This window comes from Bacillus sp. ISL-39, assembly GCF_018613295.1.
Classification (GTDB): Bacteria; Bacillota; Bacilli; order Bacillales; family Cytobacillaceae; genus Mesobacillus.
The window spans coordinates 171,703-196,893 of the sequence record NZ_JAGGQM010000001.1 but is presented as its reverse complement, the minus strand read 5'-3'; the positions used below and the strand labels follow the sequence as shown (position 1 = coordinate 196,893).

At 43.2% G+C, this 25,191-nt stretch carries 24 protein-coding genes; 5 read left to right on the top strand and 19 right to left on the bottom strand.

Translation table 11 applies throughout. From position 1 onward, the window contains the following. Window positions 1–131 precede the first annotated feature (131 nt). Window positions 132–1,064: a Na/Pi symporter gene (locus J7E37_RS00945; protein ID WP_215021908.1), complete on the top strand. Its 933-nt coding sequence runs from the start codon at window positions 132–134 to the stop codon at window positions 1,062–1,064. Between the two features lie 97 nt (window positions 1,065–1,161). Here the strand turns inward: J7E37_RS00945 and mtaB are convergent, their stop codons facing one another. The 9 genes from mtaB to lepA form a co-directional block, all read right to left on the bottom strand. After that, a complete protein-coding gene (gene mtaB, locus J7E37_RS00940; protein WP_214778213.1) occupies window positions 1,162–2,514 on the bottom strand; it encodes a tRNA (N(6)-L-threonylcarbamoyladenosine(37)-C(2))-methylthiotransferase MtaB in 1,353 nt (450 codons plus the stop codon). A 5-nt stretch (window positions 2,515–2,519) separates the two neighbouring features. Then, window positions 2,520–3,269 carry a 16S rRNA (uracil(1498)-N(3))-methyltransferase gene (locus J7E37_RS00935; RefSeq protein ID WP_215021906.1) on the bottom strand — a complete coding sequence of 250 codons (750 nt, stop codon included), beginning with the start codon at window positions 3,267–3,269 and terminating at the stop codon, window positions 2,520–2,522. Between the two features lie 153 nt (window positions 3,270–3,422). Further along, window positions 3,423–4,361 (bottom strand): 50S ribosomal protein L11 methyltransferase, encoded by a 939-nt coding sequence (prmA, locus tag J7E37_RS00930; RefSeq protein ID WP_215021904.1) that lies wholly within the window; start codon window positions 4,359–4,361, stop codon window positions 3,423–3,425. Between the two features lie 19 nt (window positions 4,362–4,380). Next, the gene (dnaJ, locus tag J7E37_RS00925) at window positions 4,381–5,508 is read right to left on the bottom strand and encodes a molecular chaperone DnaJ (RefSeq protein WP_214778207.1); all 1,128 of its coding nucleotides are present in this window, start codon (window positions 5,506–5,508) and stop codon (window positions 4,381–4,383) included. A 201-nt stretch (window positions 5,509–5,709) separates the two neighbouring features. After that, on the bottom strand, window positions 5,710–7,542 hold the full coding sequence (gene dnaK, locus J7E37_RS00920; protein WP_214778205.1) for a molecular chaperone DnaK: 1,833 nt from the start codon (window positions 7,540–7,542) through the stop codon (window positions 5,710–5,712). Window positions 7,543–7,761: 219 nt separating this feature from the next. After that, window positions 7,762–8,349, bottom strand: a complete 588-nt coding sequence (grpE, locus tag J7E37_RS00915; RefSeq protein ID WP_214778203.1) for a nucleotide exchange factor GrpE — start codon at window positions 8,347–8,349, stop codon at window positions 7,762–7,764. 159 nt (window positions 8,350–8,508) lie between these two features. Further along, the gene (gene hrcA / locus J7E37_RS00910) at window positions 8,509–9,540 is read right to left on the bottom strand and encodes a heat-inducible transcriptional repressor HrcA (RefSeq protein WP_214778202.1); all 1,032 of its coding nucleotides are present in this window, start codon (window positions 9,538–9,540) and stop codon (window positions 8,509–8,511) included. Between the two features lie 76 nt (window positions 9,541–9,616). After that, the gene (gene hemW / locus J7E37_RS00905; RefSeq protein ID WP_483297191.1) at window positions 9,617–10,753 is read right to left on the bottom strand and encodes a radical SAM family heme chaperone HemW; all 1,137 of its coding nucleotides are present in this window, start codon (window positions 10,751–10,753) and stop codon (window positions 9,617–9,619) included. 140 nt (window positions 10,754–10,893) lie between these two features. After that, entirely contained in the window at window positions 10,894–12,729 is a 1,836-nt protein-coding gene (lepA, locus tag J7E37_RS00900) for a translation elongation factor 4 (RefSeq protein WP_214778198.1), read from the bottom strand. Window positions 12,730–12,919: 190 nt separating this feature from the next. On the opposite strand from lepA, the gene J7E37_RS00895 reads away from it, so the two are divergent. Then, on the top strand, window positions 12,920–13,825 hold the full coding sequence (locus J7E37_RS00895) for a nuclease-related domain-containing protein (RefSeq protein ID WP_215021899.1): 906 nt from the start codon (window positions 12,920–12,922) through the stop codon (window positions 13,823–13,825). 790 nt (window positions 13,826–14,615) lie between these two features. On the opposite strand, the gene J7E37_RS00890 is transcribed toward J7E37_RS00895, so the two are convergent. The 3 genes from J7E37_RS00890 to gpr all read right to left on the bottom strand — a co-directional run bounded on the left by J7E37_RS00890 (window position 14,616) and on the right by gpr (window position 17,409). After that, entirely contained in the window at window positions 14,616–14,948 is a 333-nt protein-coding gene (locus J7E37_RS00890; protein ID WP_214778705.1) for a YqxA family protein, read from the bottom strand. 20 nt (window positions 14,949–14,968) lie between these two features. Further along, on the bottom strand, window positions 14,969–16,174 hold the full coding sequence (spoIIP, locus tag J7E37_RS00885; protein ID WP_215021897.1) for a stage II sporulation protein P: 1,206 nt from the start codon (window positions 16,172–16,174) through the stop codon (window positions 14,969–14,971). Between the two features lie 110 nt (window positions 16,175–16,284). After that, window positions 16,285–17,409, bottom strand: a complete 1,125-nt coding sequence (gpr, locus tag J7E37_RS00880) for a GPR endopeptidase (RefSeq protein ID WP_214778187.1) — start codon at window positions 17,407–17,409, stop codon at window positions 16,285–16,287. A 223-nt stretch (window positions 17,410–17,632) separates the two neighbouring features. Between gpr and rpsT the strand changes: the two genes are divergently transcribed. After that, window positions 17,633–17,893, top strand: coding sequence for a 30S ribosomal protein S20 (gene rpsT, locus J7E37_RS00875; protein WP_214778185.1), 261 nt, complete (start codon window positions 17,633–17,635; stop codon window positions 17,891–17,893). A gap of 71 nt (window positions 17,894–17,964) precedes the next feature. Here rpsT and holA read toward each other — a convergent pair whose 3' ends face one another. Next, a complete protein-coding gene (gene holA / locus J7E37_RS00870) occupies window positions 17,965–18,987 on the bottom strand; it encodes a DNA polymerase III subunit delta (protein ID WP_215022023.1) in 1,023 nt (340 codons plus the stop codon). 352 nt (window positions 18,988–19,339) lie between these two features. Between holA and J7E37_RS00865 the strand changes: the two genes are divergently transcribed. Further along, the gene (locus J7E37_RS00865; RefSeq protein ID WP_023627242.1) at window positions 19,340–19,474 is read left to right on the top strand and encodes a YqzM family protein; all 135 of its coding nucleotides are present in this window, start codon (window positions 19,340–19,342) and stop codon (window positions 19,472–19,474) included. A 106-nt stretch (window positions 19,475–19,580) separates the two neighbouring features. Here J7E37_RS00865 and J7E37_RS00860 read toward each other — a convergent pair whose 3' ends face one another. The 4 genes from J7E37_RS00860 to J7E37_RS00845 form a co-directional block, all read right to left on the bottom strand. After that, a complete protein-coding gene (locus J7E37_RS00860) occupies window positions 19,581–21,635 on the bottom strand; it encodes a DNA internalization-related competence protein ComEC/Rec2 (protein WP_215021896.1) in 2,055 nt (684 codons plus the stop codon). Next, entirely contained in the window at window positions 21,572–21,925 is a 354-nt protein-coding gene (locus J7E37_RS00855) for a hypothetical protein (RefSeq protein WP_215021894.1), read from the bottom strand. Before J7E37_RS00855 ends, J7E37_RS00860 begins: the two co-directional genes overlap by 64 nt. Before the next feature lie 22 nt (window positions 21,926–21,947). Then, the gene (locus J7E37_RS00850; RefSeq protein WP_215021892.1) at window positions 21,948–22,361 is read right to left on the bottom strand and encodes a deoxycytidylate deaminase; all 414 of its coding nucleotides are present in this window, start codon (window positions 22,359–22,361) and stop codon (window positions 21,948–21,950) included. 108 nt (window positions 22,362–22,469) lie between these two features. Then, complete coding sequence (locus tag J7E37_RS00845; protein WP_215021890.1) at window positions 22,470–23,087, bottom strand: helix-hairpin-helix domain-containing protein; 618 nt, start codon at window positions 23,085–23,087, stop codon at window positions 22,470–22,472. A gap of 88 nt (window positions 23,088–23,175) precedes the next feature. Between J7E37_RS00845 and comER the strand changes: the two genes are divergently transcribed. After that, the gene (gene comER, locus J7E37_RS00840; RefSeq protein WP_214778177.1) at window positions 23,176–23,997 is read left to right on the top strand and encodes a late competence protein ComER; all 822 of its coding nucleotides are present in this window, start codon (window positions 23,176–23,178) and stop codon (window positions 23,995–23,997) included. A gap of 91 nt (window positions 23,998–24,088) precedes the next feature. Here comER and J7E37_RS00835 read toward each other — a convergent pair whose 3' ends face one another. Together J7E37_RS00835 and rsfS are read right to left on the bottom strand one after the other, a co-directional pair. Then, window positions 24,089–24,835, bottom strand: a complete 747-nt coding sequence (locus J7E37_RS00835; RefSeq protein ID WP_214778176.1) for a class I SAM-dependent DNA methyltransferase — start codon at window positions 24,833–24,835, stop codon at window positions 24,089–24,091. Further along, the gene (gene rsfS / locus J7E37_RS00830; RefSeq protein WP_214778175.1) at window positions 24,835–25,188 is read right to left on the bottom strand and encodes a ribosome silencing factor; all 354 of its coding nucleotides are present in this window, start codon (window positions 25,186–25,188) and stop codon (window positions 24,835–24,837) included. Before rsfS ends, J7E37_RS00835 begins: the two co-directional genes overlap by 1 nt. Window positions 25,189–25,191: the final 3 nt, after the last annotated feature.

The following is a 25,191-nucleotide window of genomic DNA, read 5'->3' as shown; positions in this document are numbered from 1 at the left end:
CTGGCAGGAGGTCAACTGTATTTAGCCCTTGTTTTTACATTATATACTTTTGCAGGATATCATACAGACTGAAAAATTAATTAGCATGTCCCGCACTCCTTTTCATACATTTAAATGGGAGGGGGAGTCCTATGGTCTATCTATTATTTTTCCTATTGTTTCTCGCTGTGTTCATTGGCGGAATGACATTGCTTCGGAAAGGCTTGTTCGAACTTTCCGCAAGCAGAATGAAGAACTGGCTGACCATCATGACTGATACACCACTTAAAGGATTGATGGCCGGAACCATAGTTACAGCCCTTTTGCATAGCAGTTCAGCTGTCATGGTGATTACTATTGGATTGATTTCTGCCGGCCTGCTGAAATTCTCACAATCCATCGGGATTATCCTTGGATCAAATATAGGGACAACCTTCACCCTTGAAATCATCACTTTCAACATCGATGCATTTATCGTGCCATTCGCTGTTATCGGTGCGATTTTAATGGTATCGCGAAATAAAACATGGCAAAACATCGGTGCAATTTCTTTTGGGATTGCTGCTGTTTTCGCTGCAATGCGCGGTTTCACTTTCCTTGCTGACCCTGTGACCAGCTTGCCAATTGTTGAGGCTGCGCTCGCAAATCTGAACAACAGCCATTTGATCAGCATCCTGACAGGCACGATTGTAACAGCCATGATCCAATCAAGCACCGCGATGACTGGGATCATCATGGGATTTTTATCTGAAGGAACATTAAGCATGGATTCAGCAATTGCGGGGATGCTCGGTGCGAATATTGGCACATGCATTACCGCCATGCTGGCGTCCATAGGTGCCGGCAAAGAGGCCAGGCTTACAGCGTTTGCGCACGTGTGGCTGAATATCGCAGGCGCGGCAGTCTTCTATCCTTTCATCGACCATGTTGCTGCACTTGCTCCCATGACTGCCGCAAGACCCGAGGTCCAGCTGGCTCATGTCAGTGTCGTTTACAACATAATCGCTTCATTGCTCGTTCTTCCTGTTGCCGAGAAATTCGGCAGGATGATTGAATTCCTTCATGGGAAAGAAGAACATAATTAGTGGTTGAAAACTTACTCTAATAACTGGTCGTTATCTAACTAAACCGGCCCTTAAATTTAAAAAAGAGCTGGCATTTTGCCAGCTCTTTCCCATTCCACTATATAACAGCTTGTTCAGCTACAATTTCATCTTCAAGTATTCGGACAAATTGCCCTTCATTGTAAGGATAGCCTGCTTTCACAATCTTGACCTTCACAATTTTACCGATCATCTCTTCAGCAGCAGGGAAGACTACTTTCAAATAGTTGTCTGTATAACCTACATAAAGTCCGCTGTCTGGCTCTTCCTTATAGATTTCTTCAGGAATCACTTCAAGCACTTCATTTTCAAATTGTGAGGCATATTCCTTTGCAAGCTGATTGGAAAGCTCAATCAATCTATGAACACGTTCGTTTTTCACTTCTTCGTCCACCTGGTCTTCCATTCTCGCAGCAGGAGTGCCTGTCCGTTTTGAATAAGGGAAAACATGCAGCTCTGAGAATTGATGCTTCTTGATGAAATTATAGGTTTCCATAAATTCTTCATCTGTTTCACCCGGGAAACCGACAATGATATCAGAGGTAACTGCAAGACCTGGCAATACTTCCTTTAGCCGGTCTAGACGCTCTCCGAAAAATTCCATTGTGTATTTACGGCGCATGCGCTTCAACACTGTGTCAGATCCAGATTGGAGCGGGATGTGCAAGTGGCGGACGATAATATTGGATTGGTCGATTACCTCGATCACTTCGTCTGTTATCTGACTCGCTTCAATAGAAGATATTCGCAGACGCTTTATACCCTTGACTTGTGCTTCGAGATCTCTAAGCAATGCAGCTAGGTTGTAGTCTTTCATGTCTTCACCATATCCGCCTGTATGGATACCGGTAAGGACGATTTCCTTGTAGCCGGCATCAACAAGCTGCTGAGCCTGGCGAATGACCTCCTGTGGATCACGGGATCTCATCAAACCGCGTGCCCATGGAATAATACAGAAGGTGCAAAAGTTGTTGCAGCCTTCCTGGATTTTCAATGAAGCTCTTGTACGGTCTGTAAATGCAGGTACATCAAGTTCCTCATAGACACGGTTCTTCATGATATTGCCAACAGCATTGATAGGCTGGCGCTCTTGTTTGTACTGTTCGATATACCCAAGCATTTTTACGCGGTCCTGTGTACCGACGACGATATCAACTCCAGGAATCGCCATGATTTCTGCTGGAGAAGTCTGTGCATAGCAGCCGGTAACACAAATAACTGCGTCCGGATTCTTACGCACAGCCCGGCGGATGACCTGGCGGCTCTTCTTGTCCCCTGTATTCGTTACCGTACAGGTATTGATGACATAAACATCTGAAGCAGACTCAAATTCTACTCTCTCGTATCCTTGTTCCTTAAATAACTGCCAAATGGCTTCTGTTTCGTAATGGTTAACCTTGCAACCTAATGTATGAAAAGCAACTGTAGGCATTATCTTCACCCCAATAATTCAAAATGATAGGAAACAGCAGACAATGTATATAGCGGTGCTGTTTCTGTACGCAAAATGCGCGGCCCGAGACCACAAGCTAAAAATCCATTCCTATTTAAAAGGTCAACTTCATCCGAGGTAAGTCCTCCCTCCGGCCCAAATACAATCAGAAGGCTATCACCTTCCTGTAATTTCGCAAGAGTTGAAGAAAGGACCGAAGCTTCGCCTTCCCTCGCTTCTTCCTCATAAGCAACCAGTTTATAAGTATACTCACCGCTTGCTTTGATCAGTTCTTTAAGACTGACCGGTTCTTTCACTTCTGGAACATAACTGCGATGCGACTGCTCAGCAGCTTCCTTGGCAATCTTCTGCCAGCGATCAACCTTTTTGGCAGCTTTCTTGCCGTCCCATTTAACAATAGAGCGGGATGCGGTAAAAGGGACAAATTCAAAGGCACCCAGTTCAGTACCCTTCTGAATAATTAATTCGAGCTTATCCCCTTTGGGCAGACCGCTCGCAATCACGACATGGACCGGGAGCTCAGTAGTCCCTTCCTCCCATTTTACAACGTTTGCCACAACGATTTCATCGGTAATTTCTGCAATCTGGCAAACCGCACTTTTTCCCATGGGCATGACACAGATGATTTCGTCACCAGCCTTCATCCTCATGACACGTACAATGTGATGATAATCATCGCCGCTAACATGGAACTGGTCCATATTACCTTGTTCATCAATAAAATATCGCTGCATCACAACACCTGCTTTCTGAAAAGCGCAAGCGCCTGGATCAGCCTCGAAAAGCTTCGGGGAACTAGGCGCTGGAGCTAGACATTTCTCAGATTTAAGACATATGATTTAAAAAAGACAGAAAAAAGGGGTTAAGCTTTTCCCCTTTTCTCCACATTATTTCTTTTTACTGATGATCGCAACCCAGTCTTCCATAGAAATAATCTCCTCTATTTCAAACCCTGCGTTGATCATTGCATCCTTGACGACTTCTTTCTTCTGCTGGATGATACCAGAAGTAATGAAATATCCGCCATTTTTCACGACCTTGCCCGCATCATCAGCAAAGCGCAGAATTACTTCTGCCAGGATATTCGCTACTACAATATCCGCTCCTTCTTCAACACCGTCAAGAAGATTGTTTTGTGAAATGGTTGCGACATCGTGGACCTTGTTCAGCTTGAGGTTGAGTTTTGCAACCTGCACTGCTACATCGTCCAGGTCCATCGCTTCCACTTTCCCCGCCCCCAGCTTAGCTGCTGCAATACTGAGAACACCTGAACCAGTTCCAACATCCACGACTCGGTCACCAGGCTGGACAGTTCTTTCCAGCGCCTGGATACACATAACAGTCGTCGGGTGCGTTCCTGTGCCGAATGCCATGCCCGGGTCAAGCTCGATGATCAATTCATCGGTGTTGACTGGCGTGTAATCCTCCCATGTTGGAACGATCGTGAATTTCTCGGAAATTTTCACAGGATTGTAGTATTTCTTCCAGGCAGTTGCCCACTCTTCCTCATTCACTTCACTGATTGAAACTTTATTCAGCCCAATATCGATATTGTAGATAATCAGGCTATTGATTGCTTCTTTTATCTCATCGACTGTTTCTCCAAGAAAACTATTTACCGGCAGATATGCTTTGACAATAACTCCTTCTTCCGGATAATCGTCTGGATTAAGCTGGTATATTTCTCCGAACTGGTCCTCTCTCTCCTTTTCAAGCTCCAGCGGATCTTCGATAACAACTCCGCTCGCGCCTGCTTCGTGCAGGATATTGGAAATCGGCTCAACCGCTTCATTTGTAGTTAAAATGCTGATTTCAGACCATTTCATTTATACCAACTCCATTCGATTAATCACCTTTAAAGGCACGTTTTACTTTGGAAAAAAAGCTTTCCTCCTGCTCTCCAAGCGGAGACTGACCGCTTACTTCGGCAAACTCACGGAGAAGCTGTTTCTGCTTTTCAGACAGTTTGGTTGGAGTAACGATTCGAACCAGGACATGCTGGTCTCCAGTACCATATCCGCGGACATTTGGGACACCTTTGCCCTTCAAGCGGAACTTTGTGCCCGTTTGTGTTCCAGCAGGCACTTTCAATTTAACTTTGCCATGCAATGTAGGGACTTCAACTTCATCACCCAGTGATGCCTGGACAAATGTAATCGGCATTTCGCAATAAATATCATCGCCGTCACGCTCAAAGAATTCATGCGACCTGATGTGGAAGACAATGTAAAGGTCGCCTGGAGGACCGCCATTGATACCGGCTTCTCCTTTTCCTGCCACCCTCAGCTGCTGGCCATCATCGACACCGGCAGGAATTTTAACATGAATCTTGTTCCTTCTGGTAACCTTCCCAGTGCCAGAGCAAGTTGAACATTTTTCTTTGATTTCCTTACCTGTTCCATTACAGTAATGACACACTCGGCGGTTAACAATACGTCCAAAAGGCGTGTTTTGTTCTACACTGATTTGTCCGCTGCCATGACAGTGTTTACATGTATCGACTTTAGTACCAGGTTTGGCACCAGTTCCGTCACAAGTATCGCACTCTTCTTCACGAGGGATCTCGATATCTGTTTCCTTGCCAAATACAGCTTCCTCGAACTTCAAGGTCATTGTGTACTGAAGGTCAGCACCCTGTCTTGGCGCGTTCGGATCACGGCGCCTGCCGCCTCCGCCGCCGAAGAAGGAATTGAAAATATCTTCGAAACCGCCAAAGCCGCCGCCGAAATCGCCGCCGCCTCCAAATCCCTGGTTAGGGTCCACATGGCCGAACTGGTCATAATGAGCACGCTTTTGATCGTCGCTCAATACTTCATAAGCTTCCTTAACTTCTTTGAACTTTTCGTCTGCTCCCGGCTCTTTGTTAATGTCCGGATGGAATTTTTTAGAAAGCTTGCGGTAAGCCTTCTTTATTTCATCCTTCGAAGCCGAATTACTGACTCCGAGGACTTCATAGTAATCCCGTTTACTCATGATTACCACTCCCGAATCTTTTCACATAAAGATAATTCTAACATTCCCGTACATTCATACGCAATATTTAAAATATCTGGATATGCGTTATTTTGAATCTCTTTTTTTATCCAATGGCTATGATTAATTAGTCAGTTGGCATTAAAAAAGCCAAAGCCAAGTATGACCTGACTTTGACTTTTTGGTTGCTATGACAGTTTATTATTTATCGTCATTTACTTCTTCGAATTCTGCGTCTACGACATTGTCGTCTTTCTTTGTTCCTTCTTGACCTTCTGCGCCTTGCTGTCCCTGCTGTTGCTTGGCAGCTTCTTCGTAAAGCTTGACGCTTAGGTTTGTAACGATCTCTTGAAGAGCATCCTTCTTAGTGCGGATTTCTTCAATTTCGCCTTTTTCGATTGCAGCCTTCAGCTCATCTTTAGCTTCGTTTGCCTTCTTGACTTCTTCTTCATCTACCTTGCCTTCAAGGTCCTTCAAAGTCTTTTCAGCAGTGAATACTAACTGATCAGCTTCGTTGCGAAGTTCTACTTCTTCTTTAAGCTTCTTGTCAGCTTCAGCGTTTTCTTCCGCTTCTCTTACCATGCGGTCGATTTCTTCATCAGATAATCCTGTAGAAGACTTGATTGTGATCTGCTGTTCTTTGTTTGTACCAAGATCCTTCGCACGTACGTTTACGATACCGTTCTTGTCGATATCGAATGTTACTTCGATTTGAGGTACTCCGCGTGGCGCTGGCGGGATATCAGCCAACTGGAAGCGGCCAAGTGTCTTGTTGGCAGAAGCCATTGAACGCTCACCTTGAAGCACGTGGATATCAACGGCAGTCTGGTTGTCAGCAGCTGTTGAGAATACCTGTGATTTTGAAGTAGGAATTGTTGTATTGCGATCGATCAGCTTTGTGAATACGCCGCCCATTGTTTCAATACCAAGTGAAAGCGGAGTAACGTCAAGAAGAACGACATCCTTTACATCACCAGAGATAACGCCGCCCTGGATCGCTGCACCCATGGCTACAACTTCATCAGGGTTTACGCCTCTGTGAGGGTCTTTTCCAGTTTCTTTTTTGATTGCTTCCTGTACAGCCGGGATACGTGTAGATCCACCGACAAGGATAACTTTATCCAGTTCAGATGGGCTTAAACCTGCATCTTTAAGCGCCTGGCGAGTTGGTCCCATTGTACGCTCTACCAAATCTGCAGATAGCTCTTCGAATTTAGCGCGAGTCATGTTCACTTCAAGGTGAAGCGGTCCAGCTTCCCCAGCCGTGATGAACGGAAGTGAAATCTGTGTAGAAGTTACCCCGGAAAGGTCCTTCTTTGCTTTTTCTGCAGCATCCTTCAAACGCTGAAGAGCCATTTTATCTTTTGAAAGGTCAATGCCATTTTCTTTCTTGAATTGTTCTACCAAGTAGTCAATGATTACCTGGTCAAAGTCGTCACCGCCTAGACGGTTGTCACCTGCAGTAGATTTTACTTCGAACACGCCATCGCCAAGTTCGAGGATGGAAACGTCGAATGTACCGCCGCCAAGGTCATAAACAAGGATCGTCTGGTCTTCATCCATTTTATCAAGACCGTAAGCAAGAGCAGCAGCCGTTGGCTCGTTGATTATACGCTCAACTTCAAGGCCTGCGATTCTTCCCGCATCCTTAGTTGCCTGACGTTCTGCATCGTTGAAATATGCAGGAACAGTAATGACGGCTTTAGTCACAGGCTCACCAAGATAATCTTCTGCATAAGACTTCAAGTATTGAAGAATGACTGCAGATAATTCCTGCGGTGAGTAATCTTTTCCTTCAGCTTCCACCTTATGGTCTGTTCCCATGTGGCGCTTGATGGAGATGATTGTATTAGGGTTAGTGATTGCCTGACGCTTTGCCACTTCACCAACCTGGCGTTCGCCATTTTTGAACGCGATGACAGAAGGAGTCGTTCTGTTACCTTCTGGATTTGGGATTACCTTTGGTTCGCCGCCTTCTAACACGGCAACACAAGAGTTAGTTGTTCCTAAGTCAATACCAATGATTTTACTCATTTTCAATTACCTCCTGGTTCTTTTATGTAGGCTCTTTTCGTAAACTTTGTTGCTTTTTCAAGCAAACCGTAAAAACCGGCACCTGGGTTTTTACGAGTATTAATATAATCTTTCTTCAGAAATCTCCTCGAAAAGAGCCCTGATACCTTTATTAATACGGATGCTAGAAATGGTACGAAAAGCGACAATCACTGTAAAAACAGCCTTTAATAACCACTGTTATTGGTTCACTTTTACCATTGCCGGACGAATAATGCGGTCCTTGAGCATATAGCCTTTTTGAAACTCTTCAACAACAATGTTAGGACCGAAATTTTCATCTTCAGCCTGCATAACAGCCTGGTGAAGATGCGGATCAAATTCCTTGCCGACAGCTTCAATTACCTCAACGCCTTCATTTTTAAGCGCATCAAGCAAGCTGCGGTACACCATTTCCACTCCCTGCTTAAGGGATTTCGACTGTTCATTATCCACTTCCATCTTCAAAGCACGCTCGAAATTGTCGATAGCGGGCAGAAGATCCGTAATAATGCTTTGGGCTCTATATTTAGCGCTCGCTTCAAGTTCAATCCTTGAACGACGGCGGAAGTTGTCAAAATCAGCCTGAAGGCGCAAGTAACGGTTGTCGGCTTCATCAAGCTTCCCTTGCAGTTCAGCCACTTTCTTCTCCATCGGATCTTGCTCTTCCTCTTGAGATGGCATCTCTTCAGTTTTTTCAGAAGCTTCATTTTCAGCAAAAACTTCCTCAACCGTTTCTTCATCCGTCTGGCTGTTCAATTCTTGCTCAGTATTTCTCTCTTCTGTCACGTTAACTCACCTCCCTCAAAGTATCGCGGCCGTGTAGTGCCGCTGTTCCAGGTGGTCTGGATTGGTTTATATTTCAACGAAGCAAACATGCTTCAGTAGAAAACACATGACGATTCAGGATGGAACAGGCTGCTCCACCCTTAATCAATATTTCCATGCTTATTTATTTTGATACAGCTGTGTCAGCACCTTGGACAAATCGGTACTGATCAATTGGAGCAAGCTGATGACTCTCGAATACTCCATTCGTGTCGGTCCCAAAACCGCGATGGACCCTAGCTTTTCTTCACCCATGGAATAAGTCGCAGTAATCAGGCTGCAATTTTCCATTGCAGAGTTATCATTTTCTGTTCCAATCTTGACATTGATTCCAGCCGGGTTTTGCCTGATCAGATGATATAAACCATCTTCATGTTCAATCATATTCATCAGGTTACGGATTTTCTCGACATCATTGAACTCTGGCTGACTGAGGATATTCGTCTTGCCGCCAAAGAACACCTTCTCACTGGCCGGCATGTTCAAAGTATCCATGATGGTATTCAGGAGTGTGTCATAGCTGCTGATATGCTGGCGCAGCAGCATGGCAATCTCCTTGTAGATCTTGGAATTCAGATTGGTAAGCGGAACGCCTGCCAAGCGTTCATTCAGGATATTGACCATTTTTTCAACATCTGAAGGATCAATGCTGGTTGGGAAATGGAAAATCCTGTTTTCTACATGCCCTGTATCAGTTATGATGATGGCGATAGCCGTATCCTTATTCAAGGGAACGATCTGCAACTTTTTCAGCCTGTTATCCTTTACAGCCGGTCCTAAAACAATCGACGTATAATTCGTCATTTCCGATAAAATTCTCGCTGATTTCTGGACGATTTTTTCTAATTCGTAGATCCGCTCAGCAAAAATCGATTTTATAGCCGCCATATCTGAATGATTCACTTTTTGCGGCAGCAGAAGGTTATCTACATAAAAGCGATATCCCTTCTCGGATGGAATCCTTCCAGAGGATGTATGGGTCTTTTCAATGAATCCCATATCCTCCAAATCCGCCATTTCATTCCGGATCGTCGCCGAACTGAAATTAATTTCTTCCTTTTTCGACAAGCTCCTTGAACCTATCGGTTGAGCTGAACGAATAAAGTCATCAACAATCACCTGCAAAATGAGCACCTGACGATCTGTTAACAACATCATCACCTCTGTTAGCACTCTATAAGAACGAGTGCTAATTCTAAAAATAATTTATCAATAAACGCTGAGGATGTCAATGATTTGATACCCCGATGAAGGATTGAAAAACTTCATTACCGAGAAGGCGCCCCTGTCTCGTGAGGAAGATTTTTTCTCCATCCGTTTTGAGCAGACCTTTTCCAGACCAATCCTTGATTTGATCTGAGAATAAATGCAGCGGATTCCGGCCGAATTTTTCTTCGAAGTGTCGAATCGAGACACCTTCCGTTTTCCTTAGTCCGAGGAACATCTCTTCTTCCATTTTTTCCTCGACTGTAACCTTGTGGGCATCCATAATCGGAAGTTCACCTTTGGATAAGGGCTCCATATATTTTTTCATGGGCCCATAATTTGACTGCCTGATTCCATTGACATAACCATGGGCTCCGGCACCGAATCCAAAATACTCCTCGTTGTTCCAATAGGTAAGGTTGTGTCGGCTTTCAAATCCAGGGACAGCAAAATTGCTGATCTCATATTGTCTAAGGCCGCCGCTTTCCATTTGCTCGATGAGTGTTTCGTACATTTCCGCTTCCGTATCCTCGCCTGGAAGCAGCAGCTTTCCTTTTTGCAATAAGTTATAGAATACCGTTTTAGGCTCAATGATCAATGAATAGCCTGAATAATGGACCAGTCCCAATCCGAGGGCTGTTTGGATTGATTGTACGAAATCCTGCTTTGTCTGGCCGGGAAGGCTGTATATCAAGTCGATGCTGATATTATCAAAGCCAGCTGCTTTCGCATTTTCAATCGATTCAAACACATCCTTCGCCCGATGGCTTCGGCCGATTTTTTTTAAAAGTTCATCATTAAAAGTCTGTACTCCAAAACTCAGACGGTTCACACCAGCATCTTTCAGAATGGCGAGTTTCTCTCTTGAGAGATCGCCTGGATTTGCTTCAAAGGTATATTCAGTGTTGCTGTCTATATGAAGCTGCCTGTTTATACTTGAAACAAGTCTCTCCAGTTGTTTTTCATTCAAGGCAGTAGGTGTGCCGCCCCCGACAAACACCGTTTCCATAATTTGTTTGTTTGCTGAAAGGCTCATTTCATTCTCCAGGGACTCCAGGTAATCATCAACCGGCTGCCCTTTCATGAATACCTTGTTAAAATCACAGTAATGGCAAATGTGGTGGCAGAAAGGGATATGGATGTATGCTGCTTTCATTATTCGTTCACTTCCCAGGTGGCTTAAAAGCCAGATTTAGCATCAATTACTTTTCAAGAAATTTTCTTATAAACCGTGATTCTATTGAAAAAAGAGGCCAGAATCGCTTGCTTTAACAAGCACATCCAGCCTCCCCCGCTATTTTACTTCTTTGTATTGCTGTCGTCCATTTTCAGGACTGCCATGAAGGCTTCCTGCGGTACTTCTACAGAACCGACTTGCTTCATGCGTTTTTTACCTTCTTTTTGCTTCTCAAGGAGCTTACGCTTACGTGAGATATCCCCACCGTAACATTTTGCCAATACGTTTTTACGCATTGCCTTTATGGTGGAACGAGCAACGATTTTCTGTCCGATCGCCGCCTGGATAGGCACTTCGAATTGCTGTCGTGGAATTAGGTCTCTCAGCTTATCCACGATCACCTTTCCGCGTTCATATGCAAAGTCCCTATGAACGATGAAGCTCAATGCGTCGACTTTTTCAGCGTTAAGCAGGATATCCATCTTTACAAGCTTGGAAGGCTTGTACCCGATCAGTTCATAATCGAAAGAAGCATAGCCTTTCGTGCTTGATTTTAGCTGATCGAAGAAATCATAAACAATTTCAGACAACGGGATTTCATACACGATGCTTACACGCGTTTCATCCATATATTGCATATCGATAAAGATACCGCGCTTTTCCTGGCAAAGCTCCATGATCGCGCCAACATAATCATTCGGTGCCATCATTGTAGCTTTTACATAAGGCTCTTCAACACGGTCAATCTTCTGAGGGTCAGGCATATTAGACGGGTTGTCTACCTTCAGTTCAGTACCATCAGTCATGATGACATCATAGATAACACTTGGCGCAGTCGTAATCAAATCAATCTTGAATTCACGTTCGATACGCTCCTGGATGATTTCCATGTGAAGAAGTCCGAGGAATCCGCAACGGAAACCGAAGCCTAACGCCTGTGAAGTTTCCGGTTCGAACTGTAGCGCTGAATCGTTAAGCTCCAGCTTTTCAAGAGCTTCCCTTAGATCATTGAATTTCGCTGAGTCAATCGGGTACAGACCGCAATATACCATTGGGTTTAAGCGGCGGTAACCTGGAAGCGGCTCAGCAGCTCCATTCTTCGCGTTCGTAATCGTATCACCAACACGTGTGTCGCCTACATTTTTAATTGCTGCTGTTAAAAATCCAACATCTCCGACAGTCAGTTCTTCCGCAGGAGTGGCTTTCGGAGTAAACACTCCAACCTCTGTTACTTCAAACTCTTTGCCTGTCGCCATCATCCTGACTTTGTCGCCAACTTTTACCGTTCCATCGACGACTCGGATATAAGCAACTACGCCGCGGTATGCGTCGTATAATGAGTCAAAAATCAAAGCCTTCAAAGGTGCGTCCGGGTTCCCTTGTGGCGCCGGAACCTTTTCAACGATTTGTTCTAGGATTTCCTCAATTCCGATTCCTGCTTTTGCAGAAGCAAGAACAGCTTCGGAAGCATCCAGACCAATCACTTCTTCAATTTCATTTCTTACACGCTCAGGATCCGCACTCGGCAAATCAATTTTATTGATGACCGGCACGATTTCAAGATCATTGTCGATTGCAAGGTAAACGTTCGCCAATGTCTGTGCCTCAATTCCCTGGGCAGCATCGACAACAAGAACCGCTCCCTCACATGCTGCAAGGCTTCGGGAAACCTCATACGTGAAGTCTACGTGACCAGGAGTATCAATTAAATGGAATGTATAAACCTCTCCATTCTTTGCCTTATACTTCAATTGTACTGAATTCAGCTTTATCGTGATTCCGCGCTCACGCTCGAGATCCATGGAGTCCAAAAGCTGATCCTTCATTTCACGGGCAGTCAATGCATTCGTCTTTTCAAGGATACGGTCAGCCAGCGTGGACTTACCATGGTCAATATGGGCGATGATCGAAAAATTTCGTATTTTGCTTTGTCTATTAAGTCTATCTTCTCTGTTCATTGCGTTCACTCCTACTTTACTCGCGCATGTACACTATTGTTGATTATATCAGCACGAATATCAAGATTCAATAAATAATAGAGGAAGTCTCGCGGACAGCAGCCTAAACTCGGCTGGACTGCGTCCATAGATTGTTCACAGAATATTAGGAACTTATTAGGTAAAATAAACTGTAGAAAGGATGTGGATTATGTTTATAAAGAATCGCTCTGAATCGGAAGAGTTAAGAGTGCTTAAGGCGCTGAACCCAAGAATGGATTTAGCAGAGAAGCAGAAACAATATTATTTCAATCTAAAAAAAGGATTTGAAGGAGAGGTGATGTTTGATGGGTATCTCAAACGAATACTTATTCAATCTCTTATCCTTAACGATTTGCTGCTTGAACAGAATCATTCCCATTTCCAAATAGACTCACTGATGATTTCACAAAGCCTCACCTATTTATTTGAAGTTAAAAATTTTGAAGGAGAGTATTATTTTGACGGTGATACATTCAGGAAAATTAACGGGACCGAAGTTAAGAATCCACTGCTCCAACTTGAAAGGAACGTATCACTGTTAAGACAATTTTTCAATAGTATCGGATTTAAAATCCCCATCGAACCCTATCTTATTTTTGTCAATCCTGATTTCACTTTGTACCAGGCTCCCCTCAACAGGCAAATCATCCTCCCGACCAACCTAAATCGCTTTATCCAACATTTGAATAACCAGAAGTCTAGTCTAAACTATCAACATTCCAGACTGTCTGAATCATTATTATCCTCTCATTTGACCAGATCTCCTTTCACTAAAATACCACCATATGAATATGCACAGCTGCGAAAAGGTGTGTTTTGTCATTCTTGCGGGGCGGTTTTGGAGGAGTTTCGAGGGGTTATACTAACGTGCAAGAAATGCGGGAGACATGAGAATACAAAAGAAGCTTTGTTAAGAAGTATTGAAGACCATCGAATCTTAAGTCCGACTAAAAAGGTCTCTACGAATATCATCTATGAATGGTGTGGTGAAATATTACCCAAACCAGTAATAAGGCAGGTTTTAAAGGAGAATTACAGCGTTTCAGGCTATGGTAAATGGTCGTATTATGAATAAGTAACTTTTAAATCACTAATGCCTTAGTCGTTAGTGATTTTCTTTTGTTTTGTCTGCTTTCATGAGCATTTTTACCATAAATTAGAGAAAAAAGATGCCAATCAACTATATTGTTGTTGAGATTTTCTTTAATCTGGATTTTTCTGTTACCAATACGCCTTATTGATGTTGGGAATTTCCTTAATTTGGATTACCTAACTACCAATACGCCTTATTGGTGCTGACAATTCCCTTAATCTGGATTTTTCTGTTACCAATACACCTTATTGATAATGATAATTCCCTTAATCTGGATTTACTAACTACCAATACGCCTTATTGATGATGAGAATTCCCTTAATCTGGATTTCCTAACTACCAATACGCCTTATTGGCGTTGATAATTTCCTTAATTTGGATTTCCCAACTACCAATACGCCTTATTGGTGCTGACAATTCCCTTAATCTGAATTTTTCTGTTACCAATACGCCTTATTGGTGTTGGGAATTTCCTTAATCTGGATTTACTAACTACCAATACGCCTTATTGGTGTTGAGAATTTCCTTAATCTGGATTTACTAACTACCAATACACCTTATTGGTGCTGACAATTCCCTTAATCTGGATTTTTCTGTTACCAATACGCCTTATTGGTGTTGGGAATTCCTTAATTTGGATTCCCTAACTACCAACACGCCTTATTGGTGTTGATAATTCCCTTAATCTGGATTTTTCTACTATCGCTCATCTTAATTGGGTTATCCAATAACCTCAAAACAAAAAACAGCGGGCCAAGGCCCGCTGCTCTACTCACTTCCCTGCAATCAATTCAACGGTTTTCTCGACGATGGCGGATACTCCATCTGCGAGTTGTTTGCCTAGTGATGAGAAGAGGTTGAATGCTTTCATTTCTTCTAGTTTTTTCCGTTTTTGTTCGAGGTCATGGCTGGAAATGTCATTTCCTAAAATGGCGGTTTCAAAGCTCCCGTTTTCGTTTTCGTTTATGCTGAACGCACTTTTGAATTCAGGGTCTTCATAGCCTTTCATTTTATGGATGCCTTCATTTGCCTGCTGCATGCCGAACAATACGGATATGAACATTAAAGAAGCAAGCATGAAGCTTTTAAGCATGAACATTTTCATCTCGATCACCTATCGATTTTTTATTGTTTGTCAGAAGCTTCCTGCGATGGTGCATCTACTTTTTCCGCCTGCCAGTAGAATTCGCTGAAAACATCTGCAAGTGCGTCGGCGGACCGATTCAGCTCTTCAAAGGTGTTATCAACCCCGCCAAACTCTATTAGTAAGGCATTACCGGACAAGTCCTGATTGAACTTTCCATTCGTCGAGGCACCCTTTTTCTCGATAATCCCCCTGCTTAATCCCTTGCCGTATTTTTTATCAAGGAGATTATGCAATTCCCGCGCGAGAGCAAGGTTCTTTTCGTAATTGGCGTTTTCCCCGCCGATGACAAATGCAAGTTTTGCGTAAGGCTTTCCGTTGATATCAATCGTCGTTTTGTCTTTGCGGTAACCGTCTCGGTGGATATCAATAAAGTACTGAAGGTTCCGGTTCCCAGCCATAGCGGCTTGCACAACCGGCCGTGATTCCTGATAGGCTTTTCCAAACCCAAGCCCTTTCTTGCTGAGATTAGCCATTACATCGGTTTTATCTACTGTTGTTCCGATTCCGCGCTGCTCCAGGCTTGACTTCAGCTGGTCGCCTATCTTCGTGACATTCACCTGTGAGTGATAAGCCTTATTCGGATCGGTCACTCCCTTTAAATATGGAAGATACGATTCTCTAGTATGTGTAAAATAAATATAGACAGCTTTGCGGTCTCCAGTGGACAGCGGGGGTGCCGCGGTATTTCCCGGAGACCCTGATGTAAGGTCTTCCGTATTTTGCAATGCTGCTTCCTGCTCTGCCTTTAATACATCTACTGGAGGAGCCGATTCCATTGGCATATTGGTATAATTCGTGCCTTCACCTGCAACTAATATTTTTCCGTCAAAAAGTGAGAATCCCGGAAGCTCCCTGCCGAGCAAACTCCTTGGATCATCCAAATTAATATTGGTAGAAAGCTTGAACATGACGTTCGACAGCTTCGGTGTCTCATAGTCCTCTGGAAGCGCCTGCAGGAATTGATGGTTTTCCCAGCCCATCAGGCTGAATAGCAGCTGGCCATTCAGGTTGGTCGCTGCCTGATTAACAGAATCCGAGGTGATTCGATATTCAGGCCGCAGTGAAGTCATCGCTCCGCTTATTGAAAAAATCCCAATGAGAAAAAACACAAATGCTAAAGCCGCTTTTACTACTTGAGTCCCTTGGACAGCTACAATTATTCCGAATCGTTTACTAAGTCTCATTGTTCCACCTCTCTAGTGCAAGTCTAGTAAATGTTATGACTTTGCTAGAGAAGATAGAACATAGAATCCATCCGTAATATATTTGAAATAAACCTATAAATAAAATAGCCCTAGTGTGTGTACATGCCCGTATTATCCTGGTCAATATTCGAATGCAGCGCAGAATTGAGCCCGCTGGCAATCAAATTTGCCATGTCATCTATGAATACATCCACTTCTTTAGGAGTCACCATCAGGTTGTGGCCCAATGGAGACAGAACCTCATAAATCAGCTTCCGCTTTTCTTCGTCTTCCAGTGTTCCTATCATTCCGAGGAAGGTTTGACGGTGTTCTGCTTCCGGCAGGTCTTCTTCTGTCAGTTTCTTTCTTTTGCCAAAACTCATCCCGGCCGGCACAAGGGATCTCGAAGGCTTATCCCCTTCTCTCATTTCCTTTCCAAAGTGTTTCAAAATGAAATCAATCGTATCACTTGTAATCGAAACAGCATCTACTACTGTTGGCACCCCAATGGCAATTACTGGAATACCCAGCGTTTCTTTGCTAATTTCCTTCCTTTTATTACCTACGCCTGACCCAGGGTGGATACCAGTATCTGAAATCTGGATTGTCGAATTGACTCTTTCGATTGAACGGGAAGCGAGCGCATCGATTGCAATGACAAAGTCAGGCTTCGTTTTCTCGACGACCCCAAAAATAATGTCAGAGGTTTCAATACCGGTTAAACCCATTACCCCTGGGGAAAGCGCGCTGACAGAGCGATAGCCTTCTTCTACGCTTTCGGGCTGAAGATCGAACAGATGCTTAGTCACCAATAAATTTTCACATACAAGCGGCCCTAAAGCATCCGGAGTAACATTCCAGTTCCCTAAACCAACAATCAGACAGGATGCATCTTCCTTAATCCCGGATTGTTTGATAAAATGCGCAAACTCGTTTGCGAATACTTTCTCTACTTTTCCTTGCAGCTCGGTGTCCTGCTGGCGTATGCCGACCACTTCGATTGTCAAATATTGCCCCTGCTTTTTGCCAAGGCTCTTTTCTCCTTCAGCGGTCACCTCGACCAGGGAAATCTTTATATCATTTTCTTCTTTTTCCTTTATGATGACGCCTTCAATATGGGAGAGATTTTCCTGGGTATGGACAGTTGCCGCCTGGTCTGCCAGCACCATCTCCCTCGCTTCCACAGCCAGGTCAGTCCTGATTGAATACATGCTCAAGTCTACCGGTTCCTTCATTGTCGCATTCCTCCCAACACAGTTTGGCTGCTAAACAGCATACTATTGCCTATCTTTTCCTTTTACATAAAAAAACATTCACGATACACTAGACTTAAATTAACCCAGAGTATTGCATTATTGACCCCTGTTTGATAAAATATCATTTGTTCTTAATAAATAAGAAATGTACTGGAAATGTCGAGTTCCATAAAATCTCGATGCTTTTTAGGAGGTGAACGGAATGCCAAACATTAAATCTGCAATCAAACGTGTGAAAACTAGTGAAGCGAGCAAAGCTCACAACATTACTGTTAAATCTTCTATGCGTACAGCAGTTAAAAAAGCTGAATCAGCAATCGTAAACAACGATACTGATGCAAAGGCTTCATATGCTCAAGCAGCTAGCAAGCTTGATAAAGCAGCAGCTAAAGGTCTTATCCACAAAAACGCAGCTGCCCGCAAAAAAGCCCGTTTAATGAAAAAATTACAAGCTAATGGCTAATTTTTTTCATACTGCTAATAAAAAAACGACCTTTACGGGTCGTTTTTTTATTTTGCCTCTTATGTAACGGGTCATTTCCTGCCATTGATCTGGAACAAAATCATTTCAATCAGCATTTCTTTTTTCATGCCGCCGGTTTTCATCTGGTAATCAGCATCCGCAAGAAGTTTCATTATCCTGGTCAATTCCTCATCTGAAAAAGCTCCTGCCTGTCCAGCTGCCAGTTTCACCCTGAACGGATGGATTTTCAAAGCCCCTGCAATCTGCTGTTGTCCATAACCCTTTCGAGCCAACTCCTTCACCTGATAAATCAGCCTGAATTGACCCGTGATCACGGCTAGAATCTTAATCGGTTCCTCGTTTTGTTTTAACAAATCATAATAAATCCTCAAGGCAGATTCAACATTACGGTGTACAACCTTGTCGACGAGTGAGAATATATTCTGTTCCAACGATCTGGCAGTCAGACGATCGACAATCTCCCTGCTGATTGGCTGGTTTTCTCCGGCATAAAGTGCCAATTTATCAATTTCAGAAGTAAGCATGAACAAATTCGTCCCTGCAAGCGTCAATAGAAGCTCGATTGCATCGTTATTGATCAAAGCTCCATTTGCCTCAGCGCGTTCTTTTACCCAGGCTTTTGTTTCTTGTTCACTCAGCTTCTTTGCTTCAATGACCGTCGCTTTCCGCTTTAGCTCCTTCGTTACCTTCTTTCGTTCATCCAGTTTTTCGTATGGTGCAGAGAAAACAACGATTGAATAGGGCGCAGGCTGTGAAAGATATTCCTCCAGTTTCGCTAAGTTATGTTCTACCTTACTTTTCGACTTTTCCGAAGTCAAAAACACTGGATTCTGCAGGATGACCAATCGTTTTTCTCCCATGAACGGGAAAGTTTCAGCATCTTCCAGCGCTGCCTCAATCGGCGTTTCTTCTAAGTCGTAAACCGAGAAATTGAAATCTTTTTCTTCTTCATCCAATACATTGTCCACAAGCATCTGCTTTGTTTCATTTATCAGGAAGGTTTCTGTTCCAAACATTAAGTAGACAGGATCAACCTGTTTTTTACTGATTTTTTTCCAAATGTCCAATACCACTTTTTTCGCTCCGTTCAATCCAGTTTTGCCATATATTCTATCGTAAAGAAGCTTGGACATTTTGACAAGCATTCTAAGGGAATTGACCCAGGTTCGGGCCAATTCCCCTATTTATATTGAACGCTGAGATATAAGGCCTAGGATACTTAAATCTCAGCGGTGCATCGAAGTTAAGATTATTTTAGCCGCAGGCGGGAAAAGTATTTGTGACAACTCTTGGTACATGGCACAAAATAGAGGAAAGCCTGCAGAATTGTTCTGATCTCTTCAATTCGAATGCTGAGCAGACAAACACTGGATTTTTCAATTTGAATCGCTTATACTATTATAGAATTAATAGGGGGGATTGACTGTGAATCAATTCGAAGAAAATGTCCAAAGCAATCGTAATGACGCTGTTGACTCAGGTGTTGGATTCATCGTTTCTTTTGGATTCTTTGCAACAATGTTCATTATTGCGACAGTCGTGCAGTTAATCGGGAGTTAATCACGGCTACATAGGATAAACTTTTGGAGACTGCATTTACTTAAATGCAGTCTCTTTTCATGTTTTGTGATTATCAGGGGAGAAAACTGTTTGTTCTTGCTATATACTATGGAAATTGAGTCGAAAACGTTCCTGAATTGCCTGTAAACTTATAAATGATTGCGCCATCTTTATCGGTCCTGAAAATCTGGATGCCACGCTCTTCTAATCTTTTGATGACTTCCTCACCAGGATGCCCATACCTATTTTTCTCTCCAACGGAAATGACTGCAATGTCCGGGTTTGTCCTTTCCAGGAAAAGTTCAGAACTGGAATATTTACTGCCATGATGCCCAACCTTTAAAACGTCGATGTCAAAGTCAGCGATTTTCCGGGCCATTGTGTTTTCTCCTTCAATGCCCAAATCGCCTGAAAAAAGCCATTTCCTTCCTCCAATTGCTGCTTGAAGAACAATTGACTGGTCGTTTCGCTCTCCCATGCTTTCACTCGGGTTAAGAATCAAGAAACCTCCCTGGGCAGTTTTCCATCCAGTGCCCATTCCCGCTAAATAAACATCTGTACCATTCTCACTGGCAATTTTGATTATACTTTGCTCTAAATCAGATCGATCCGATATACGCGGTATGATCAGCTGCTTTACCCGTATTTCCTCCAATAAAGCAATGGCTCCCCCTATATGGTCCGCGTCTCCGTGGGTTAAAATCAATTTGTCCAAAGTCCTGATTCCTTCACTTTTTAAAAATGGAACTACAATTTTTTCACCAGGGTCAAAAGAACTCCCCCTCTGCTGCCAGTTTTCCTTTTCAAAAGACATGACACCGCCTGTATCGATAAGATAATTTCCCTGATTATACGGCATCTTAATGAAAATGCTGTCACCCTGACCGACATCCAGGAATATAACCTGCCCATATGGGTCTAAATAGGGCACGAAAACTTGGATTAAAAGCGGGATAACCGGAAGAGCAAAAATCCATAGAGGCGGCTTTAATTTTCTCAATATAAAACCTTCCCATATGAAAAAAAAGATTGGAATCAAAATGATTAGCAAAATCTGCAAAATTGGTTCCAGCTTACCAAGTATGAATGTCGACACCGGAAGCTCCGATAGTTGAATAGCCAAAAAATTCACCAGGTGGATAAGATTTTCCAGAAGGTTTAAAAAGAATGCAGGCAACTCTCCCAAAATTGACAAGATCATATAGGATATCAACAAAATCGGCAGCAGCACGAATGAGAATAGCGGCACAAAAAGGAGATTGGCGAAAATCGAAACCGCAGAGACTTCATAGAAGATGGCAAGGATGACCGGAAGACTTGAGAGCTGGGCTATAAAAGAAGCACCAGCAGTTTGTTTTAGAAAAGATGTAGAAGCTTTGAGTATAACTGGGGCTGAAATGATAAGGGAGAAGCTGACAGCAAAAGAGAGCTGAAATCCGGTATTAAATACGATGAGGGGCTGGAAAAGCGCCATGAGCATGAAGGCTGCCGAGACTGCGTCGAGCGGGGTCATACGCAGCGCCAAACGCCTTGAGCCGATCAGCATCAGCAACATGGCAGCCGCCCTGACAACAGGCGGAGCAAGGCCCGTCATAATGGCATAAATGGGCAGGAAGATCATTAGCAATATTTCCGTTTTTTCCTTCGTTATTCCCACCCTGATAAAAATGAAATACATCATTCCTGTAAGCAACCCGACATGAAGGCCGGAAATCGCCAGTAAATGCACGATTCCGATTTTTTGATATAAACGTTCTGTTTCGGGATCGAAGAGATTCCTTTCACCAAATATTAACGCTGCTGCAAGAGCAGAGGTCTCCTCTGGCAAGGTATCTTTTATCCTGGCAATTTCTCTATGCCTAAAAGCTTTTAGTGATGTAATAATACCTGTTTGTTGAGAGCAGGTTTCCAGTGAAAGTGTATCGACATCTAAAATCCAGGAGATTTTGTTTCTTTGAAGATACAGTTTGTAATCAAACGCATTGGGATTTCGCGCAGGTGATGGACTATTGAGGCTCCCGGAAGCTTGACAGTACATCCCAGGGATGAGGAGTTCTTGAATTGATTGTTGTTCCGCTAATGACTTGATTCTGTATCTTACCGCAAGCTTTTCATTGGAGGGCATGGCTTTAGCATAAGCAAAAACCAGGTCGCCGTCCACTTGGATTTCACCATCAAAAAAATGAGGAAGCTTTTTTCCCTGCCAGTAAATTCGGTTTCAAATTGAACAGAATCAAAGTATCCTGCAGCTATAAATAAGAAATAGCAGCCTGTCATCAGCATCAGATGGGAAGCAGGAAGTTTTTTCAGCTTTTTTAACAGGATCATGCCGAACAGAAACATTGCCCCGTATACGAGCTGTTTTTCGGTGATTGTCAGCAGACCCAATAAGGAGACAGCCGCCAGGAAAAACAGCTGCCCTTTCATTGGCCCAAATCGAATTGGCTTCATATTTTTTTATTCCTTAATCTCATTATTTAGATAAGTGGACAACCTCTACATCCCTTAAGAACAATTCATTATACTTGTTAGGATAGGCGCTGCGGTACACGATCCTTGTAATCCCTGACTGTGCAAGTGTCTTTGAGCACTTTTCACAAGGCTCATGAGTCACGAAGGCTGTTGCACCTTTCAGCAGACCTCTGTCGGCATGGATGACTGCGTTCTCTTCTGCATGCAAAGTCCTGATGCATCTTCCTTGTTCGTTGATCAGGCAGCCGGCGTCCTCGCAGTGGTCATGCCCATGTATAGAACCGTTGTAACCAGTTGACACAATGTGCTTGTCCTTTACAATGACACACCCAACATGCAGCCTCGGGCAGGTAGAGCGCGTGCCTACCTCTTCTGCGATATCCAAAAAGTATTGATCCCAACTCTTTCGTTCCATGCTGTTTTCCCCCTTTTAAAGACTCAAAATATGTAAAGGCATTATTAATAAACCCTTTCCCTGTCTCTAATTTTAATACTTATCATCAAAGAGTCAATTTCAATGCAGCTACTTAACTGAAATCAGGTCCTTCAGTTTTTCGAATGTTTTAACCCCTATCCCACTGATTTCCTTTAAATCTTCGATCGATTTGAACGGACCGTTTGTTTCCCGGTGCTTAATAATGGCGTCTGCTTTTGCAGGCCCTATCCCCGGTAATGTCTGCAGCTCGCTGGATTCGGCGGAATTAAGGTTCACTGTCCCTTTCCCATCACTCTCCCCCAACTGGGCTGGCAAAACTGCCTTAACCTCCTCTCCGATCCTCGGTACGTATATCGCCATTTCATCATGGACATACAGCGCAAAATTAATGGCAGCCGTATCTGCATCCTGTTCAAGGCCTCCAGCCAGTTCGATCAGGTCAATCACCCTTCCCCCTTCATTGATCTGATAGACACCCGGATTAACCACAGCTCCTTTGATATCAGCCATCATCGGTAATGCTTCTTCATCGAGGATGGTTTTGTTTTTTTCATCTGTGGCAGTTTCTTCGTTGGCAGCCAAAGCCAAAGCTTCTTTATTCATTTCGGTCAATTCTGCTTCTTTATCGAAGGAGGCATAGAGAAAAAATAATAAAGCGCTTATTCCTGCTATAATATAGATTTTGTTTTCCTTGATCCAGTCCATAAAATGTCAACACCTTTCTAAATGTCATAAACTGAAATTTAAAATCATATGGATATAGGAGAATAAATGTATGAAGGAGGGAAGGGTTATGAAAATAGGGATTATTGGCACAGGAAATATGGGGAGAATTCTCGCCGAAGCTCTCATTGATGGGAATGCCGTTTCCCCTTCTTCAATGAAGATTACAAACAGAACCTTATCAAAAGCTATAGAGATTCAAAAAATATATCCAGGCTTATCAGTTGGAAAGAATGCGGCAGAAGTTGCTGAAAATGCTGACGCCATTTTTGTCTGCGTGAAGCCTCATCATGTTTCGGGGGTCCTCAAGTCCATTAATCCTGTGCTTACTAGGGATAAATGCGTAATCTCCATAACAAGCCCAATCAGTGTGGAACAAATTGAAAGCATTGTGGATTGTTCTGTCATGAGAATAATACCAAGCATCACGAACAGGGCGCTCGCGGGTGTTTCGCTATTCTCATTTGGAACCCGATGCACGACAGAATGGAGGGAAGAACTGTTTACCCTGTTTAAAAAGGTTTCTGTTCCTCTGGAGATCGAGGAGAATATCACAAGAGTGGCGTCCGATATTGTCAGCTGCGGTCCAGCTTTCTTCAGTCATATTGTGCAGAGTTTTATCAATGCAGCCGTCAAGGAAACGGAAATTGACCAGGAAACTGCCACCAAGCTTTCAAGTGAGATGCTTATTGGATTAGGAGAACTCCTTAAGCAAAATCATTATACTTTACAAACATTACAGGAAAAGGTTTGCGTGAAAGGCGGCATTACAGGAGAAGGAATCATCGTACTCGAAAGTGAAACAGGAGATATGTTTGAAAAATTGTTTCAGGCGACACATAGAAAATTCGCAAAAGAATTGGAAAAGACGGAGGAACAATTCCGTCCTTAGAAGATTTCTCTACCAGCCTTTATAATCCTCCCTTATAAATGTGACAAATTTAGTACAAGAAAGGCTCCCAAATATTGGGAGCCTTTAAAAATCATTTCTTTTTCATAGCAAAAAACAACCGCTCTGCTGTTGGCTCAGGAGCCTTCAATGTGTAGTCCCCGGTGACCTCAATATTTGCAAAGCCTGCCTGCTCTAGCCATTTCACAAAAGAATCCTCTGGATATGTACGCTGGTAATGAAATTCTTCGACTCGGTCATATTTACCTGATAATTCATCACGGACGAAGAAAGTAAGCTCATGTTCAACACTGTGCGCGCCTTCACCTTTGAAGCTATTCCAAATATAAGTGATTTCTTCATTATCCCAGGTAAACGTCGCATCGGCAAAAATATGTTCCATTTTATAGACCGAATGGACATCAAACAGAAATAAGCCGCCTTTTTTCAAGAGGCGGTGCACCCCTTCAAGGGTCTGCCGGACCGCCTGTTCATCCTCCAAATAATTCAGGGAATCACAAAAGATGCCAATGATATCAAATTCACCTAATTCATCAAGCTCCGTCATGTCCTGCTGGAAAAATTGAATTGGCAATGACATCTCCTGAGCTTTTGCCTGGGCTACCGAAAGCATATCAGTTGATAAATCCGCGCCGGTGACATCAAAGCCTCTTTGCGCAAATCTTACAGATAGCTCCCCGGTACCGCATGCGAGGTCGAGGAGCTTCATTCCGTTCACTTGAAATTTCTCTTTGTATGCCTCTGCTATCGAAACCCATTCATCATAGGGAACGTCCTGCATAAGCTCATCATACAAATAAGCGAAACGTTCGTAAGACATTAATTTAACTCACTCTGTACGTTTTCGATTGGAGCATCTCCCCATAGGCGCTCGAGATTATAGTAGCTTCGCTCTTCTCTGTGGAAGACATGGACAACCACATCACCGATATCAATAAGCACCCATCTTGCTTCATCAAAACCTTCCATCCTCTTAAGACTATATCCCTGCTCTTCTGCTTTTTCCCTAATTTCACGGGCTATAGCCTGAACCTGCTTATCTGAATTCCCGTGGCAAATGATGAAATAATCGGCAATCAGTGAGATGCCTTTCATGTTCAGTACCATAATATCTTCAGCTCTTTTATCATCCGCTGCTTTTACCGCTGTCATTAATAATTCGCGATCACTCATTAA